Genomic DNA, 16,286 nt, shown 5'->3' on the forward strand with positions numbered 1-16,286 from the left:
TCATTGTTAGATCACATAGGGAATGTGTAGTGGCAATAGTTACTCGGCTCCGACTTCAGAACCTTCTAGATTAAGACTTAGCTTATCGTTCGTGCTAGTCTCTTCTTCATCATCCAATTCTCGCATTTCAATCTCATTCTCATTTTCGTTGAGAATTTTGACATCCATACCCAAACTTTGCAATTCTTTGATTAGAACTTTGAATGACTCAGGAACGCCTGGTTCAGGAACATTCTCGCCTTTAACGATGGATTCGTATGTTTTCACACGACCAACGACATCATCGGATTTGACTGTAAGGATTTCTTGTAGGGTATATGCAGCACCATAAGCTTCAAGTGCCCATACTTCCATCTCCCCGAAACGCTGTCCACCAAACTGAGCTTTACCACCCAGCGGCTGTTGCGTAACCAAAGAGTAAGGACCTGTAGAACGAGCATGGATTTTATCATCAACCATGTGTGCCAGCTTGATCATGTGCATGACACCAACAGTTACTTCACGTTCAAATTCTTCACCGGTTCTACCATCGTAAAGGATAGTTTTACCATTACGTTGCATACCTGCTTCTTCCATCGTATCAAATACATCGTACTCTTTTGCTCCATCAAATACTGGTGTAGCAACATGAATACCCAGTTTCATCGAAGCCATACCTAAATGGACTTCAAGAATCTGACCGATGTTCATACGGGAAGGTACACCTAGTGGATTCAATACAACTTGTACTGGAGTACCATCAGGCATAAACGGCATATCTTCTTCTGGCAAAATACGTGCTACAACACCTTTGTTACCATGTCGTCCCGCCATTTTATCGCCTTCAGAGATTTTACGTTTTTGAGCAATGTACGCACGTACCAAGTGATTAACACCCGGTGGCAACTCATCGCCATTTTCTCTAGTGAACACTTTAACGTCTACAACAATACCATCTGTACCATGCGGTACACGAAGACTAGTGTCGCGAACTTCACGAGCTTTTTCACCAAAGATAGCATGCAGAAGGCGTTCTTCAGCAGTTAGTTCAGTTACACCTTTAGGAGTTACTTTACCAACAAGAATATCACCAGCAGCAATTTCAGCACCGATACGAATAATTCCGCGTTCGTCAAGGTTTTTAAGTGCTTCTTCACCAACGTTAGGAATATCACGTGTGATTTCTTCAGGTCCAAGTTTAGTGTCACGAGCTTCAGATTCGTATTCCTCGATATGAATCGAAGTGTATACATCTTCTTTAACAAGTTTTTCACTCAATAGGATCGCATCTTCATAGTTGTAACCTTCCCAAGTCATGAAGGCAACGACTACGTTACGTCCTAATGCAATCTCGCCCATCTCAGTCGAAGGACCATCAGCAAGGATATCTCCTTTTTTGATGTAATCGCCTGTTTTAACGATTGGACGTTGATTAATACAAGTTCCCTGATTCGATCTCATAAATTTGTGTAATTTATGTTTAATAAGATCGCCTTTTACTTCTTTGCCATCTACGACTTCAATACGACGTACTGTAATCTCGTTAGCAGTAGAGCGTTCAACGATTCCATCATGTTTACTTACGATACAAACGCCTGAATCTTTAGCTGCTTTGTGCTCCATACCTGTACCAACTAGTGGCGCTTTAGGAATAAGCAAAGGAACAGCCTGACGCTGCATGTTAGAACCCATCAATGCACGGTTGGAGTCATCATTTTCCAAGAAAGGAATCAATGCTGTTGCTACAGACACAACCTGTTTAGGAGATACGTCCATATAATCAACACGTTCATTTGGCATTGGCAAAATGTTATCCGCTTGTTTGTTATAACGAACGATAACCATTTCTTCAGCGAAAGATCCATCTTCATTCAATGCTGCATTCGCCTGAGCGACAACATAGTTATCTTCTTCATCAGCAGTCAAATAATCAATTTGATCTGTAACACGGTTTGTCTTCGGATCTACACGACGGTATGGAGCTTCAATAAAGCCATACTCATTAATACGTGCAAATGTAGACAAGGAGTTAATCAAACCGATATTCGGTCCCTCTGGAGTCTCGATCGGACACATACGGCCATAGTGACTGTGATGGACGTCACGAACTTCAAAGCCTGCGCGTTCACGAGTCAAACCGCCGGGTCCCAAAGCAGATAAACGACGTTTGTGCGTCAATTCACCTAATGGGTTCGTTTGGTCCATAAACTGTGAAAGCTGGGAGCTACCGAAGAACTCTTTGATCGATGCAATAACAGGACGTATATTGATCAAAGCTTGTGGTGTAATGACGTTAGCATCTTGAATAGACATTCTTTCACGAACCACACGTTCCATACGGGACAAACCGATACGGAATTGGTTTTGTAAAAGCTCACCTACAGAACGCAAACGACGGTTACCCAAGTGATCGATATCATCTGTATCGCCAATACCGTTCAACAAGTTCAAGAAATAACTTATTGAAGCGATAATATCAGCTGGAGTAATATTTTTAACTGTTTTATCAATAATTCCGTTCGCAATCAAAGTAACGACTTTACCATCTTCGATTGGAGAGAATACATTGATGCTTTGCATTGGGATATCGTTATCATCCAATACGCCGCCAGCTACATGATATGTTTTATGATTCAAATCGCCTTCCAAATACGGCATAATTTCGTCTAAAAGACGACGGTCTACCATTTGTCCAGCTTCAGCAATAATTTCGCCTGTATCCGTATCAATAAGCGTCTCAGCCAAACGTTGGTTGAATAGACGGTTTTTGATGTGGAGTTTTTTGTTGATTTTGTAACGACCTACGTTAGCAAGGTCATAGCGTTTTGGATCAAAGAAACGTGCTACTAACAAGCTTTTCGCATTGTCGAGAGTTGGTGGTTCACCTGGACGCAAACGCTCATAAATTTCAATCAGCGCTTTGTCAGTGGAATCCGTGTTATCTTTATCTAAAGTATTGCGGATATATTCATCATTACCAAGTAGGTCTAAGATTTCAGCATCTGTACCGAATCCAAGTGCCCGTAGTAGTACTGTAACTGGAATCTTACGAGTACGGTCAATACGAACATAAATGATATCCTTAGCATCCATTTCAAGTTCAAGCCATGCGCCACGGTTAGGAATAACTGTAGCAGTATATGATGTTTTACCATTCTTATCGACTTTAGTGCTGAAATAGACGCTGGGAGAGCGAACCAACTGGCTGACAATAACCCGTTCTGCACCATTAATAACAAAGGTACCGGTTTCCGTCATCAACGGGAAATCACCCATAAATACTTCCTGCTCTTTGACTTCACCCGTTTCTTTGTTGATGAGACGGACTTTTACCCGAAGTGGAGCAGAATAAGTAACGTCACGCTCTTTTGCGTCGTCTACTGTATATTTCGGCTCACCAAGGCTGTAATCGATGAACTCAAGAACCAAATTGCCTGTAAAATCTTGGATTGGCGAGATATCGTGAAACATTTCGCGCAAACCTTCTTCCAAAAACCACTGATATGATTTTTGTTGGATTTCGATCAGGTTAGGTACTTCAAGAACTTCGTTAATTCGTGCATAACTTCGCCGAGTGCGTCGACCATATTGAACAAGATGTCCTGCCAACTTAAACTCACCCCTTAATGTCTACTCGCTTAAAAATTTCATTGCGAACTACTGTTTGGATCACGTATAATAGGTGCATACATAGAAGTTCACATCCATTAAATAGAGAAAAGCCCTTATCGAATGCTTTCGAAAAAAGAGCAGCATCAGCTATCAACGCATGTGATTACACATTTGAATGCTGTATAACGGTTGAAATTGACCGAAATACCCCTTAATATACGATTATAGACAATACTAAACACCTTCGTGGATGAATAATTTTCATGATTATTTCAGAAAACTAAAGCCAAGAAGGGCATCTTAATACTGACATTTTGTAATCATACCACGTTCAGAACTTCGAGTCAATGATCCTAAAGCAACTTTTATTTTGTCGCTTTAAAAATCCGATAGCCTTTATCCTTTGTTACTTCCTCTACCGTTTCAAACAACTCTTCTAATTTAGCTTTGGCTGAAGGTGCACCTTGCTTCTTCTGAATCACAATCCACAATGTGCCATTTGTATTCAAATGTTCAAAAGCCTCTTCAAAAATAGTATGAACTGTTGATTTACCTGCACGAATAGGTGGATTGGTTAAAATCACATCAAACATCTTCCCTTTGACTGAACTAAACAAATCACTTTCCAAAATAGTTACGTTTGTGATCCCATTCAATTTTGCATTTTCTTTTGCTAATTGAACAGCTCTTTCGTTTACATCAATCATTGTCACATGACCTTTAGCAGCAAGATAAGCAGCTGATAACCCCATAGGTCCATACCCGCAACCTACATCTAATACTTGAGCATCTTCATGAATATCCATCGCCTCAATCAACACACGACTTCCATAATCAATACCTGTTTTGGAAAAAACACCAGCATCGCTTGTAAAACGAAATACTTTACCTCGCAAGGTTGCTTCCAGGACTCGCCGATCGTGTGCCGCTCCTGGCTGATTGGAATAATAATGGTCTCCCATATTCTCCGCTCCCTCTTTTCAAGCTGATCTACAAAACAAACCCCTTGAACGAATTCAAGGGGTTTGCCGAAAATAAGAGAAAAACTCTTATTTTACTTCTACAGATGCGCCAGCTGCTTCTAATTTTTCTTTGATAGAATCAGCTTCTTCTTTAGCAACGTTTTCTTTGATTGCTTTAGGAGCGTTATCTACTACTTCTTTAGCTTCTTTCAAGCCAAGACCAGTGATTTCGCGTACTGCTTTGATTACGTTGATTTTAGATCCGCCAGCAGAAGTCAAGATAACTTCGAATTCTGTTTGCTCAGCAGCAGCTTCTCCGCCACCAGCGCCACCAGCAGCAGCTACAGGAGCAGCAGCAGTTACGCCGAATTCTTCTTCAATTGCTTTTACAAGATCGTTTAATTCAAGAACTGTCATGCCTTTGATGGCTTCAAGGATTTGTTCGTTACTCATTTGTAAACCCTCCATATAATGGTTTTATTTTTAAATCAATTTTAGCTGATCACACAGCCATCGTTATATCTGTTAAACAAATGTAACGGTTGAGCAAAAAGCTTACGCGCTTTGCTCTTCTTTTTCTGCAACAGCTTTGACAGCCAGTGCAAAACCGCGCATTGGTGCTTGAAGCACGCTGAGAAGCATAGACAACAAACCTTCGCGTGATGGCAATTCTGCCAACGCTTTGATTTCTTCAGCTCCAACAATACGTCCTTCAACCACTCCACCTTTTAATTGAAGAGCATCGTTTTTCTTAGCGAAGTCATTCAAAATTTTAGCTGGAGCAATTGCATCATCTTTACTGAAAGCAATAGCAGTAGGACCGGTAAGAATTTCATTCAAACCAGCAAGATCAGCAGATTCAGTAGCACGACGAACCAATGTATTTTTCAATACTTGGAATTCAACTCCAGCTTCACGTAATTGCTTACGTAATTCTGTAACTTGAGCTACGTTTAGACCACGATAGTCAGCTACAACTGTAGTTGTGCTTTCGCGCAATTTACTTGCTACAACTTCTACCGCTTCTTGTTTTGCTTGGATTACTTTTGCGTTTGCCAAATTGGACACCTCCTGATCGTATTCTAGCTTTTCTCTGTTTCCGTAGAAGTCAGAAGAAAAGACTTTCCTACACGGACATTAAAAAAAGCCCCCGCAGAATGACGAAGGCTTGATTGAGCGGAACCGAGACGCAGACTAATCTGCGCTCCCAAGTATCCGGTATTCTATCATAACACCTCGGTAGGAAATTAAGCCTATTACAGCACCTACTGTCTACGGTTAAACATATTCAAATGTAAATGCAAGTACAAAGTTCAAGCATTTTCACAACTTTTACATAATATCAAGTATATTGACTATTGTCAACAACTAATTATCTGTAAGTAGAAGCGTTGATGCGTGCGCTTGGTCCCATTGTCGAAGAAATCGCAATGTTTTTAAGGTAAACACCTTTTGCAGCAGCAGGTTTAGCACGGTTAAGAGCTTCAACAAGTGCAGAAAGGTTATCGTTCAATTGCTCAGAACTGAAAGATACTTTACCGATAGGAGCGTGAATTTGTCCTGCTTTGTCTAGACGGTATTCGATTTTACCAGCTTTGATTTCTTGAACAGCTTTGGTAACGTCGAATGTTACTGTGCCGGCTTTAGGGTTAGGCATAAGACCTTTACCACCAAGCAAACGACCCAATTTACCAACTTCGCTCATCATGTCAGGCGTAGCTACGCAGACATCAAATTCGAACCATCCTTGTTGGATTTTGTTAATCATATCTTGATCGCCTACGAAATCAGCTCCAGCAGCTTCTGCTTCTTTTGCTTTTTCTCCTTTAGCGAATACCAAGACACGTTGAGTTTTACCAGTACCGTGTGGCAATACAACTACACCACGAACAGCTTGGTCTTGTTTACGTGGGTCTACGCCCAAACGTACTGCTGCTTCAACAGTTTCGTCGAATTTTGCAGTAGATGCCTTTTTCACTAGTTCAACAGCTTCTGAAGGCTCGTAAGTTGCTTCGCTATCAATAAGCTTAACAGCTTCTAAATATTTTTTACCGTGTTTAGCCATTTTATATTCCTCCTTTGTGGTATTAGCGGATATTCCTCCCACAACTACTGGGTTCATAAACGAACTCAGTACTGAGACTATTCACTACAAGAGTGAATTAGTCTTCGATCGTGATACCCATGCTACGTGCTGTACCTTCAACCATCAACATCGCCGCTTCTACGGACGCTGCATTCAAGTCAGGCATTTTTTGTTCTGCAATTTCACGAACTGCGGAACGTTTAACAACTGCAACTTTTTTCTTGTTAGGTTCGCCAGATCCTTTTTCGATCTTAGCAGCAACTTTTAAAAGAACTGCAGCCGGTGGAGTTTTAGTGATGAAAGTGAAAGAACGATCTTCAAACACTGTGATTTCAACCGGAATGATCAAACCTGCTTGATCAGCTGTACGAGCGTTGAATTCTTTACAGAATGCCATGATGTTGACACCTGCTTGACCCAATGCCGGACCTACTGGAGGAGCCGGATTCGCTTTACCCGCTGGAATTTGCAGTTTCACCATTTTGATTACCTTTTTAGCCATGTAAAACACCTCCTTGCGAATAGTGGTAGACGGACATTGCTGCCCTCCCACGCAAAACGCCGCATTATATGAAAATCGTAATCCTCATATAATTACGGTAAAACTGGAAGCACTGATCAGGAGCCATTGTGATAAGATCATCAACGATTCCCCGTGTCATCCTAGAAACCTACTATATCTTTTCCACTTGAGTATAATCTAGCTCAAGCGGGGTTTCCCGTCCGAACATGTTAACATGTACTCTCAGCTTGCTCTTTTCAACCAAAATTTCTTCCACGGAGCCAACAAAGTTCGCAAACGGTCCAACTTTAATGCGTACAGATTCTTTAACGTCGAATTCAATAGTTTCCTTCGGCTCATCCATACCCATGTGTTTGAGAATTTGTTCTACTTCTTCTGGTAATAATGCAGTTGGCTTAGAGCCAGCACCTGTTGAACCGACAAAGCCAGTTACACCAGGAGTATTACGCACAACATACCAAGAATCGTCAGTTTGAACCATTTCGACAAGAACATAACCGGGGTAAACTTTACGCATAACGGTTTTTTTCTTACCGTCTTTGTTTACCACTTCTTCTTCCATAGGAACAAGAACGCGGAAAATTTTGTCTTCCATGCCCATAGACTCAACGCGTTTTTCTAAATTGGCTTTGACTTTGTTCTCATACCCTGAATAGGTATGAACGACGTACCATCTTTTTTCCATATCAAGCCACCTGGAACCCTTCTTAAATTATCGCTTCGATCACAGCGGAAATGCCGATGTCTAGAACCCAAAAATAAATGGCGACAAACAAAATCGTACCAATAACGATAAGAGTATAGTTAGTCAGCTCTTTACGATTAGGCCAGCGAACCTTTTTAAGTTCAGCCCAGCTTTCGGAGAAAAAGGAAAACACAGACTTGAAGCTTCGTGCCACGACTACACCTCCAAAAGACTATCTGGTTACATGATGAGAATCACAAGTTCTGGAACTAGTGCATTCCGCATCCCATGCGGTCAGGGTGGTTACACTTGCTTTAAATGCATTAATTTTGCAATATAACAAAGATTGACACATTTAAGAGCAGGCGAAATTAGGCCTACCTAAAACACTTTATCATAGCGCTCCAACCCTGTCAACGAATAAAGCACAACGACCAACAAATATTTTCCATTCATAGGGTTACTATTTCAATACATCATTTGGAAAATAAAAAAGACTCCAGAGTAAGAGTCTTTACTTGATTGCTTCCGGATTCAATTATCACGTACTTCGAGATAGCGTTCCAGTTTACGTTTGACACGTTGTAGTGCATTATCAATAGACTTGACATGACGACAAAGATCAACAGCAATTTCCTGATACGAACGACCATCCAGATAGAGCATTAGAACTTTTCGTTCTAAATCGCTCAAAATCTCAGACATCTTATCTTCCAATCCTACGAACTCTTCCTTGTTAATGACTAGCTCTTCGGGATCAGATACCTGAGAACCGCAAATGACATCAAGCAGGGTACGATCAGAATCTTCATCATAGATTGGTTTGTCTAGTGACACATACGAATTGAGCGGAATATGCTTTTGCCGTGTTGCCGTCTTAATAGCTGTAATAATCTGACGAGTAATGCATAATTCAGCAAAGGCTTTGAACGAAGAAAGTTTATCACCTTTAAAGTCACGAATCGACTTGTACAGGCCAATCATACCTTCTTGCACAATATCCTCACGATCTGCACCAATCAAAAAGTAAGATCGGGCTTTCGCACGCACAAAATTTTTGTACTTGGTAATCAAGTACTCTAGTGCCTGAGAATCGCCTTGCCGGACGGCTTCTACAAGATCTTCATCACTTTGGTAATCGTACGGTGACACCATCATATCTTTGAGGTCGACACTCACAAACAATCCCTCCGGTTGCAACGCAAGGTCTCCGTTACCCTATGAAATATAGCCCAAGTATATATTATGTAACCTCACATCGTCAACAACTTATGTCGTATTTACCGCTTATTTGCGCATATTCATCGCTATTTAGCAATAAATAGAACGCAGGTTCGTAAGTAAGCTGTCATTTGACTGACAACTTACTCTCCTCTGCGCCACTTTTCAAACAGATCACGTTGTTTCGAGTTTAATTTACCATCTAATGTATTGCGGGCTCCAGTTTGCTTATGATCTGTAATTTTCTGTTCTACTTCTCGTTCGCTCAGTTGAACTTCTATCAACAGTTCTCTTGCCGACACCCTTAGTGCACCTTGTCCAAAAATAACGTGCTGTTCAGTCATATCGCTAGTTGCTACATAAATTTGTCTGCGTTTACGTCCAAGCTCACGCACAAACCGTTCTATTGCTTCATCGGCTGTTTCTTTTTCTTTGGTAAAATACACTTCTACTTTACCTTGATTAAATGACTTGCCAAGACCAATCACCCGGTACGCATCAAATACAGCAATCACTCGTCGATCTGAAAAAGCTTGGTAATTAGCTAATCGTTTTAATAAATGATCGCGAGCTTCCTCCAAACCGATTTCGGAAAGCTGAGCCAGTTCAGGCCAAGCTCCGATCATGTTGTAGCCATCTACTAGAAGCACATCCCGTAAATCGGTCATCGCATTTAACCTTGACCTAAAGATTGTCTGCGACGCAACACTTCATACATTACTACGCCTGCTGCTACAGAAGCATTCAGTGAATTGATTTGCCCTTGCATCGGTAGCTTGATTAATACATCGCACTTCTCACGAATTAATCTGCCCATCCCTTTGCCTTCGTTACCAATCACCACAGCAACAGGTCCTGTAAATACATCGGTATCATATAGGCTACTCTCTGTATCAACATCTGTTCCTACTACCCATACACCTTGTTCTTTCAAACGATCGATCGTTTGCCCCAAATTAGTAACTCGTGCTACAGGCACGTACTCTACTGCACCGGCTGATGTTTTGGATACTGTAGCTGTAATAGAAGCAGAGCGACGCTTAGGCACAATCACTCCATGTACACCTGTACAATCTGCCGTACGGAGAATAGAACCTAGATTATGAGGATCTTCAATTTCATCTAGCAAAATCAAAAATGGCGCTTCATTTTTTTCTTTGGCTGCTTGAAGAAGATCTTCTACTTCTGCATATTCATAAGGAGCTGCTTGAGCAATTACGCCTTGATGTTGTACATCAGGTACAAGTGTATCTAATTTGCGCTTATCTACTAACTGTACAACGATTCCTTTTTTCTTAGCTTCAGTTAGGATAGGTTGTGTTAGATTTTTTTGCGATCCTTCTGCAATCCAAATTTTATTAATACTTCGTCCGGCACGTAAAGCTTCTGTTACTGAATGCTTACCGGCAATATACTCTTCTTCCATACTGTTTCCTCCTAATGTTGTATACATCCGTATCAGGACTGTTTTTCCAGATGACGGATTCCTTCAGTGATCAATTGCTCCATACGTGCATGTTCACCTTTATAATATAGATAACCCAAAAGACACTCCCATGCTGTCGCATACCGATAATCAATCACACTGGCATTTTTAGGAATAGTACCTGATTTGGCATTTCGCCCCTGACGTACGACATTGCTTTCAGTTTCAGTTAACGTTGGTTCTAGATGTGCCAGTATTTTGGCTTGCGCGCCCGCCGATACAAAGCTTGTTGAAGCGCGATGTAAATGATGCGGACGTAAGTTTTTGCCAGATAACAGATATTGTCTTATCGCTACTTCGTGAATAGCATCGCCCATATACGCTAGAGCTAGCGGTGGAAGCTGTTCTATCGGTTTCGACGGATCGAAGCTAAACCAACCTTCATTACTTTTGGATTGAGCTGGATTCAATGATTCTTCACTCATTTGCGGCGCCATCTCATGCCTTGTGGAGTATCCTCCAACATGATCCCTTGCGCAGATAATAAGTCGCGAATCTCATCCGCACGTGCCCAATTTTTATTTTGACGAGCTTCTACACGCTCTGTAATTAACTGATCAATATCAGCATCTACCAATTCTTCTTCTTGCCAGAAAATACGTAGCACTTCATTCATTTCATTAAACAATTCTAGCAATGCTTCAAGCGAAGCTTTGGCAACTACTTCTTTTTGCAACAGTAGATTAGCTTCATTCACCCATTCGAAAATAGCTGTGATCGCATCCGGTGTGTTGAAATCATCTTGCATTTTCTCATGGAATAACTGACGAATTTCTGTCAAACGCTTAGCTAGACTTGCTTCTACTGGTGAAGCTTGATCCGAAGCAGACAAGCGATGTTTTACATTATTTACAGCATTCGCAATACGATCTACACTGTTTTCAGCTTGTTGGATTGTATCTGCATTGTAGTTCAATGGATTACGGTAATGCGTAGATAACATAAAGTAACGAATCGCTGCTGGCTTGTGTGCTTTACGCAAATCTTTTACCAAAATACCGTTACCTAGTGATTTGGACATTTTCTCATCGTCTATACGAATAAATCCATTGTGCATCCAGTAATTTGAAAGTGGCTTGCCTGTAACTGCTTCAGATTGAGCGCATTCGCACTCGTGATGTGGGAACTGTAAGTCTTGTCCGCCACCATGAATATCAAGTGTATCTCCCAAATAATGACGTGCCATTGCAGAGCACTCGATATGCCACCCCGGTCTACCTGCTCCCCATGGACTTTCCCAGGATACTTCACCTGGCTTAGCAGCTTTCCATAATACAAAATCTTCTGGATTTTCTTTGCGTTTATCTACTTCAACTCGAATCCCGAATTGTAACTCATCTAGCTTCTGATGCGATAATTTACCATAGTCTGCAAATTTACGAGTACGGAAATAAACATCGCCTTCTTTGGCATACGCATAATCTTTATCCACAAGACTTTGAATAAATTCTAAAATGATATCCATATTCTCAGTTACTCGAGGATGCATGGTGGCATGACGAATACCTAATCCTTCTAAATCTTCAAAGTACGCAGCAATAAAACGTTCTGCTACATCCGCTACTGTTGTGTTTAACTCTTCTGCTTTGCGAATTAATTTATCATCTACGTCTGTAAAGTTAACTACATAATTCACTTTGTACTGCTGATTTTCCAAATAGCTACGTACAACATCGAAAAAGATCATCGGTCTTGCATTGCCAATATGGATATAGTCATATACGGTAGGTCCGCATACATACATTTTAATTTCTCCGGGTGTGATACTAACAAACTCTTCTTTCATACGGCTCATCGTGTTATATATTTGCAATGCCATACTGTCATCCCTTTCGTATATGGTGCTCTAGTACTTATCGAATTCTTTGCAGAAGTAGAAATTATTCTTTTTTGATCTCTGCTTCACAGGTAGCTAACTGTTTGCGTAATTGATCAATCTCGGATTGTAATTCATTGAGTTTACTTGTAATAGGATCTGGCATTTGATGTCTTAAACGATCAGCAGGTTTGCCATTTTGACGAACGATTTTGCCCGGAATCCCTACCACAGTGCTGTCTGGAGGAACTTCACGAAGAACGACCGAATTAGAACCGATATTACTTTGATCGCCTACTTTAAAAGAACCCAGAATCTTAGCACCTGATCCTATAACCACATTGTTGCCAATCGTAGGATGACGTTTGCCTTTTTCTTTCCCTGTTCCACCTAATGTGACTCCTTGATAGATCAATACATCATTACCGATCTCACACGTTTCCCCTATGACTACACCCATACCATGATCAATAAATAATCTTTCTCCAATCGTAGCACCTGGATGAATCTCAATCCCTGTCATAAAGCGACTACATTGTGACAGTGTACGTGCGACTGTAAACCAACCTCGACGATAAAAAGCATGAGCTATCCGATGCCACCAAATCGCGTGTAATCCGGAATACGTAAAAATCACTTCAAACCAGCTACGTGCTGCTGGATCATTGTCAAAAACAGCTTGTATATCAGATCGCATATTTTTCAGCATTACGTTTCCCCTTTAACTTGCGCTTCATTAAAAAACGCCCCCACAGCCCCTTAGAGGCTGCAGAGGCGTGAATTGACGCGGTTCCACTCTGCTTGAGCTTGTCTTTTATCCGCTTTTGTAAAAAGACGAATACATATACAGACGAACTCTACTTATCATGTTCCTTAACGAGGAACGACCGGTATACTTTACTTCATCGTTTGCTATCTTTTCATCAATACGGATAAAAGATGGCAAATATGGTTCAAATATACAGCTCACAGGTGCATATTCAAATGTTTGTAAATAGATGATTTCCAGCCAACATTAGATAATAGTATTATCTAACCCGATCATCGTCTCTGGGATTTACAATATCATTTTACTTTTCCTGATCATCGCTATTTATGGGTATACAACAATTATTCTCAGGTCATCATTATAACGAACTCTATGCGATTAGACAATACAGTCTGTTCACCATTTAGCCTTTTATTTGAGAAGCTAGACGTTCAATTACACGATCACGTCCTAAAAGGTAGATCGTATGGTTAAGATCACGTCCATGCATTTCGCCTGTCAAAGCTACGCGGATCGGCATAAACAGTTGTTTGCCTTTAAATCCTGTTTCTTTTTGTACTTCTTTGATCAATGCTGCTGCACGAGTAGGACTGAACTCTTCGGAAGCTTTGATTTTTTCTAATAGCGCACTAAGCACTGTACTTACATGCTCTTCTCCCACAATCACTTGAGCTTCATGATCCATTTGCAAATGACTGCGGAAAAACACTTCAGATAACTCAACAATATCTGAAGCAGAAGTCATCTGTTCCTGATACAATGCTACAAGATCATGTGCCCATTGTTGCTGTTCTTCACTTAGTTCTGCTGGCAAACGTCCTGCTTTTTGTAAATGAGGAATAGCCAGTGCTGTGATACGGTCGGTATCTGCATTTTTGATATACACATTGTTCAAATGAGACAATTTGTGTGTATCAAATACAGCCGGGCTTTTCGATAGACGCTTAGCATCAAAGATCTTGGTCAATTCTTCGCGAGAGAAAATTTCTTCTTCGCCTTCTGGAGACCAACCTAGCAAAGCAATAAAGTTGAACATTGCTTCTGGCAAATAACCCAAATTATCATATTGCTCGATAAATTGAATAATCGACTCATCACGTTTACTTAATTTTTTGTGATTTTCGTTCACGATTAAAGTCATATGTCCGAAAATAGGAGCTTCCCAATTCAAAGCTTCATAGATCATCAATTGACGTGGTGTGTTGGAAATATGATCTTCTCCACGTAGCACGTGAGAGATTTTCATCAAATGGTCATCTACAGCTACAGCAAAGTTATACGTAGGAATACCGTCTTTTTTAACGATAACGAAATCGCCTGTATCTTCAGTTGTAAATGAAATTTCACCTTTAACGATATCATCGAATGTAAATGTTTTATTTTCAGGTACACGGAAACGAATACTTGCAACTCTACCTTCTGCTTCAAAAGCAGCACGTTGTTCGTCTGTTAGATCACGATGTTTACCAGAGTAACGAGGATTCTCTCCACGTGCAATTTGTTCTTCACGTTCTTGCTCTAGCTCTTCTTCTGTGCAATAACATTTGTATGCCAGACCACGATCTAGCAGGTCTTGCCAGTATTCACGATAGATATCTAGACGTTCTGTCTGACGATAAGGACCATATTCGCCGCCTACATCAATACTTTCATCCCAGTTCATGCCTAACCATTTCAAATACGTCAGCTGGCTTTCTTCGCCACCTTCGATATTACGTTTGATATCTGTATCTTCAATTCTTATAATAAATTTGCCACCTTGACTGCGAGCAAATAAATAGTTGAATAATGCTGTACGTGCATTTCCGATGTGTAAATGTCCTGTTGGACTTGGTGCATACCGTACTCGAATTTCGTTAGTCATTTGTTATTTCCTCCTTCAATCTATTGCAACTCATATTTATTATGATTCTTTGATTAAGCATACCACTGCTTGTGCAGCAATACCTTCGCCACGACCTGCAAATCCAAGTTGTTCTGTCGTTGTCGCTTTGACATTCACTTGGTCAATTTCCGCTTCCAAAGCTTTTGCAATGATTTCTACCATTTGCGGAATATATGGAGCCATTTTAGGTTTTTGAGCAATAATGGTTGCGTCGATATTTCCCAAACGATATCCTCGTTCACGAATAAGCGCCCATACATGGTTAAGCAATTTCAAGCTATCTGCATCTTTAAATTCAGGATCAGTATCTGGAAAATGCTTACCGATATCTCCCATTGCTAGTGCACCTAATACAGCATCTGTAATCGCATGTAATAACACATCTGCATCAGAATGACCTAACAATCCCTTTTCATAAGGAAGTGTAACTCCTCCGATAATACAATCTCTTCCTTCTACAAGCTGGTGTACATCGAATCCTTGTCCAATACGAATCATTCTATTTTCTCTCCCCTACGTTGCAATACATACGACGCATAATCCAGATCATCTGGTGTGGTGATTTTGATATTTTCGTAACTGCCTTCTACCACAGCTACCGTCACACCCATTCGTTCGATCAGCATCGAATCGTCTGTACCGCGAAAATTTTCATCTTGTGCTTGTTGGTGTGCTTGCTGAAGATCGGCACTGCGAAACGTTTGCGGTGTCTGAATGGCCCATAACTGACTACGATCCGGTGTATTTACGATATGCTTCTGTTGATCCACCTGCTTGATCGTATCTTTGACCGGTACAGCTAAGACAGATGCTCCTGAAGTCACTGCACTATGATAACAGTTCATAATCTGCTCTTCTGTTATAAAAGGGCGTACGCCATCATGCACCATAATCCAGTCAGAGTGTATAAACTGTAAACCATTAGCAACAGATTCCTGACGATCGTAACCTCCAACCACCACTTTTTTCACTTTGGTCAGTCCATACTCTTTGATCCAATCCTCACAACGCTGTACATCGTCTTTACCTGTTACCATTACAATCTCATCAATAATTGATGAATGTTCAAAGACTTCCAGTGTATGTATCAGGATCGGCTTATTTTGCAGCCTTAGATATTGTTTGCTCTCTGTTGTGCCCATCCGTGAACCTTTACCCGCGGCAACAACTATCACACCCGCTTTATTTTCCATAATCCCCATCCTTAGCCTACTGTCCTGCACTTTTAATCCTATCAAAGTGCCAAACTCCATTCCTTAATA

At 40.8% G+C, this 16,286-nt stretch carries 17 protein-coding genes and 1 other annotated feature; all 17 genes read right to left on the reverse strand.

Annotated features, from left to right (window positions below; all coding sequences use genetic code 11):
• Window positions 1-39: 39 nt before the first annotated feature.
• The 17 genes from rpoB to ispD all read right to left on the reverse strand — a co-directional run bounded on the left by rpoB (window position 40) and on the right by ispD (window position 16,217).
• On the reverse strand, window positions 40-3,588 hold the full coding sequence (gene rpoB / locus PQ456_RS19270; RefSeq protein WP_204827263.1) for a DNA-directed RNA polymerase subunit beta: 3,549 nt from the start codon (window positions 3,586-3,588) through the stop codon (window positions 40-42).
• Between the two features lie 368 nt (window positions 3,589-3,956).
• Window positions 3,957-4,553: a class I SAM-dependent methyltransferase gene (locus tag PQ456_RS19275; protein ID WP_273613664.1), complete on the reverse strand. Its 597-nt coding sequence runs from the start codon at window positions 4,551-4,553 to the stop codon at window positions 3,957-3,959.
• A gap of 87 nt (window positions 4,554-4,640) precedes the next feature.
• A complete protein-coding gene (gene rplL, locus PQ456_RS19280) occupies window positions 4,641-5,006 on the reverse strand; it encodes a 50S ribosomal protein L7/L12 (RefSeq protein ID WP_273613665.1) in 366 nt (121 codons plus the stop codon).
• 102 nt (window positions 5,007-5,108) lie between these two features.
• Window positions 5,109-5,612 (reverse strand): 50S ribosomal protein L10, encoded by a 504-nt coding sequence (gene rplJ, locus PQ456_RS19285; protein WP_273613666.1) that lies wholly within the window; start codon window positions 5,610-5,612, stop codon window positions 5,109-5,111.
• A 72-nt stretch (window positions 5,613-5,684) separates the two neighbouring features.
• Window positions 5,685-5,849: a sequence feature (ribosomal protein L10 leader region), on the reverse strand.
• A 76-nt stretch (window positions 5,850-5,925) separates the two neighbouring features.
• The gene (gene rplA, locus PQ456_RS19290) at window positions 5,926-6,618 is read right to left on the reverse strand and encodes a 50S ribosomal protein L1 (protein WP_273613667.1); all 693 of its coding nucleotides are present in this window, start codon (window positions 6,616-6,618) and stop codon (window positions 5,926-5,928) included.
• A 97-nt stretch (window positions 6,619-6,715) separates the two neighbouring features.
• Window positions 6,716-7,141 (reverse strand): 50S ribosomal protein L11, encoded by a 426-nt coding sequence (gene rplK, locus PQ456_RS19295; protein WP_069328341.1) that lies wholly within the window; start codon window positions 7,139-7,141, stop codon window positions 6,716-6,718.
• A gap of 172 nt (window positions 7,142-7,313) precedes the next feature.
• Complete coding sequence (gene nusG / locus PQ456_RS19300) at window positions 7,314-7,847, reverse strand: transcription termination/antitermination protein NusG (RefSeq protein WP_204827258.1); 534 nt, start codon at window positions 7,845-7,847, stop codon at window positions 7,314-7,316.
• A 22-nt stretch (window positions 7,848-7,869) separates the two neighbouring features.
• Window positions 7,870-8,061 (reverse strand): preprotein translocase subunit SecE, encoded by a 192-nt coding sequence (secE, locus tag PQ456_RS19305; RefSeq protein ID WP_069328339.1) that lies wholly within the window; start codon window positions 8,059-8,061, stop codon window positions 7,870-7,872.
• Between the two features lie 320 nt (window positions 8,062-8,381).
• Window positions 8,382-9,026: an RNA polymerase sporulation sigma factor SigH gene (gene sigH, locus PQ456_RS19310; RefSeq protein WP_069328338.1), complete on the reverse strand. Its 645-nt coding sequence runs from the start codon at window positions 9,024-9,026 to the stop codon at window positions 8,382-8,384.
• A 185-nt stretch (window positions 9,027-9,211) separates the two neighbouring features.
• Window positions 9,212-9,736, reverse strand: a complete 525-nt coding sequence (locus PQ456_RS19315) for an NYN domain-containing protein (RefSeq protein WP_273613668.1) — start codon at window positions 9,734-9,736, stop codon at window positions 9,212-9,214.
• Between the two features lie 5 nt (window positions 9,737-9,741).
• The gene (gene rlmB, locus PQ456_RS19320; RefSeq protein ID WP_273613669.1) at window positions 9,742-10,494 is read right to left on the reverse strand and encodes a 23S rRNA (guanosine(2251)-2'-O)-methyltransferase RlmB; all 753 of its coding nucleotides are present in this window, start codon (window positions 10,492-10,494) and stop codon (window positions 9,742-9,744) included.
• A gap of 32 nt (window positions 10,495-10,526) precedes the next feature.
• Window positions 10,527-10,979, reverse strand: coding sequence for a Mini-ribonuclease 3 (locus PQ456_RS19325; protein WP_273613670.1), 453 nt, complete (start codon window positions 10,977-10,979; stop codon window positions 10,527-10,529).
• A complete protein-coding gene (cysS, locus tag PQ456_RS19330; RefSeq protein ID WP_273613671.1) occupies window positions 10,976-12,373 on the reverse strand; it encodes a cysteine--tRNA ligase in 1,398 nt (465 codons plus the stop codon). The genes PQ456_RS19325 and cysS overlap by 4 nt, the downstream gene beginning before the upstream one ends.
• Before the next feature lie 61 nt (window positions 12,374-12,434).
• Window positions 12,435-13,079 carry a serine O-acetyltransferase gene (gene cysE, locus PQ456_RS19335; protein WP_273613672.1) on the reverse strand — a complete coding sequence of 215 codons (645 nt, stop codon included), beginning with the start codon at window positions 13,077-13,079 and terminating at the stop codon, window positions 12,435-12,437.
• A 463-nt stretch (window positions 13,080-13,542) separates the two neighbouring features.
• On the reverse strand, window positions 13,543-15,003 hold the full coding sequence (gene gltX / locus PQ456_RS19340; protein ID WP_273613673.1) for a glutamate--tRNA ligase: 1,461 nt from the start codon (window positions 15,001-15,003) through the stop codon (window positions 13,543-13,545).
• Window positions 15,004-15,042: 39 nt separating this feature from the next.
• Window positions 15,043-15,522 (reverse strand): 2-C-methyl-D-erythritol 2,4-cyclodiphosphate synthase, encoded by a 480-nt coding sequence (gene ispF / locus PQ456_RS19345; protein ID WP_273613674.1) that lies wholly within the window; start codon window positions 15,520-15,522, stop codon window positions 15,043-15,045.
• A complete protein-coding gene (ispD, locus tag PQ456_RS19350; RefSeq protein WP_273613675.1) occupies window positions 15,519-16,217 on the reverse strand; it encodes a 2-C-methyl-D-erythritol 4-phosphate cytidylyltransferase in 699 nt (232 codons plus the stop codon). Before ispD ends, ispF begins: the two co-directional genes overlap by 4 nt.
• Between the last annotated feature and the right edge of the window lie 69 nt (window positions 16,218-16,286).

It is taken from the genome of Paenibacillus kyungheensis (assembly GCF_028606985.1).
GTDB lineage: Bacteria > Bacillota > Bacilli > Paenibacillales > Paenibacillaceae > Saccharibacillus > Saccharibacillus kyungheensis.

Bases quoted from the DNA above. Each gene is read 5' to 3' on its own strand.
- cysS (WP_273613671.1), bottom strand. From the start codon at position 12,373: ATGGCATTGCAAATATATAACACGATGAGCCGTATGAAAGAAGAGTTT.
- nusG (WP_204827258.1), bottom strand. From the start codon at position 7,847: ATGGAAAAAAGATGGTACGTCGTTCATACCTATTCAGGGTATGAGAAC.
- gltX (WP_273613673.1), bottom strand. From the start codon at position 15,003: ATGACTAACGAAATTCGAGTACGGTATGCACCAAGTCCAACAGGACAT.
- PQ456_RS19275 (WP_273613664.1), bottom strand. From the start codon at position 4,553: ATGGGAGACCATTATTATTCCAATCAGCCAGGAGCGGCACACGATCGG.
- rplK (WP_069328341.1), bottom strand. From the start codon at position 7,141: ATGGCTAAAAAGGTAATCAAAATGGTGAAACTGCAAATTCCAGCGGGT.
- cysE (WP_273613672.1), bottom strand. From the start codon at position 13,079: ATGCTGAAAAATATGCGATCTGATATACAAGCTGTTTTTGACAATGAT.
- rlmB (WP_273613669.1), bottom strand. From the start codon at position 10,494: ATGGAAGAAGAGTATATTGCCGGTAAGCATTCAGTAACAGAAGCTTTA.
- PQ456_RS19325 (WP_273613670.1), bottom strand. From the start codon at position 10,979: ATGAGTGAAGAATCATTGAATCCAGCTCAATCCAAAAGTAATGAAGGT.
- ispD (WP_273613675.1), bottom strand. From the start codon at position 16,217: ATGGAAAATAAAGCGGGTGTGATAGTTGTTGCCGCGGGTAAAGGTTCA.
- rplA (WP_273613667.1), bottom strand. From the start codon at position 6,618: ATGGCTAAACACGGTAAAAAATATTTAGAAGCTGTTAAGCTTATTGAT.
- ispF (WP_273613674.1), bottom strand. From the start codon at position 15,522: ATGATTCGTATTGGACAAGGATTCGATGTACACCAGCTTGTAGAAGGA.
- PQ456_RS19315 (WP_273613668.1), bottom strand. From the start codon at position 9,736: ATGACCGATTTACGGGATGTGCTTCTAGTAGATGGCTACAACATGATC.
- rplL (WP_273613665.1), bottom strand. From the start codon at position 5,006: ATGAGTAACGAACAAATCCTTGAAGCCATCAAAGGCATGACAGTTCTT.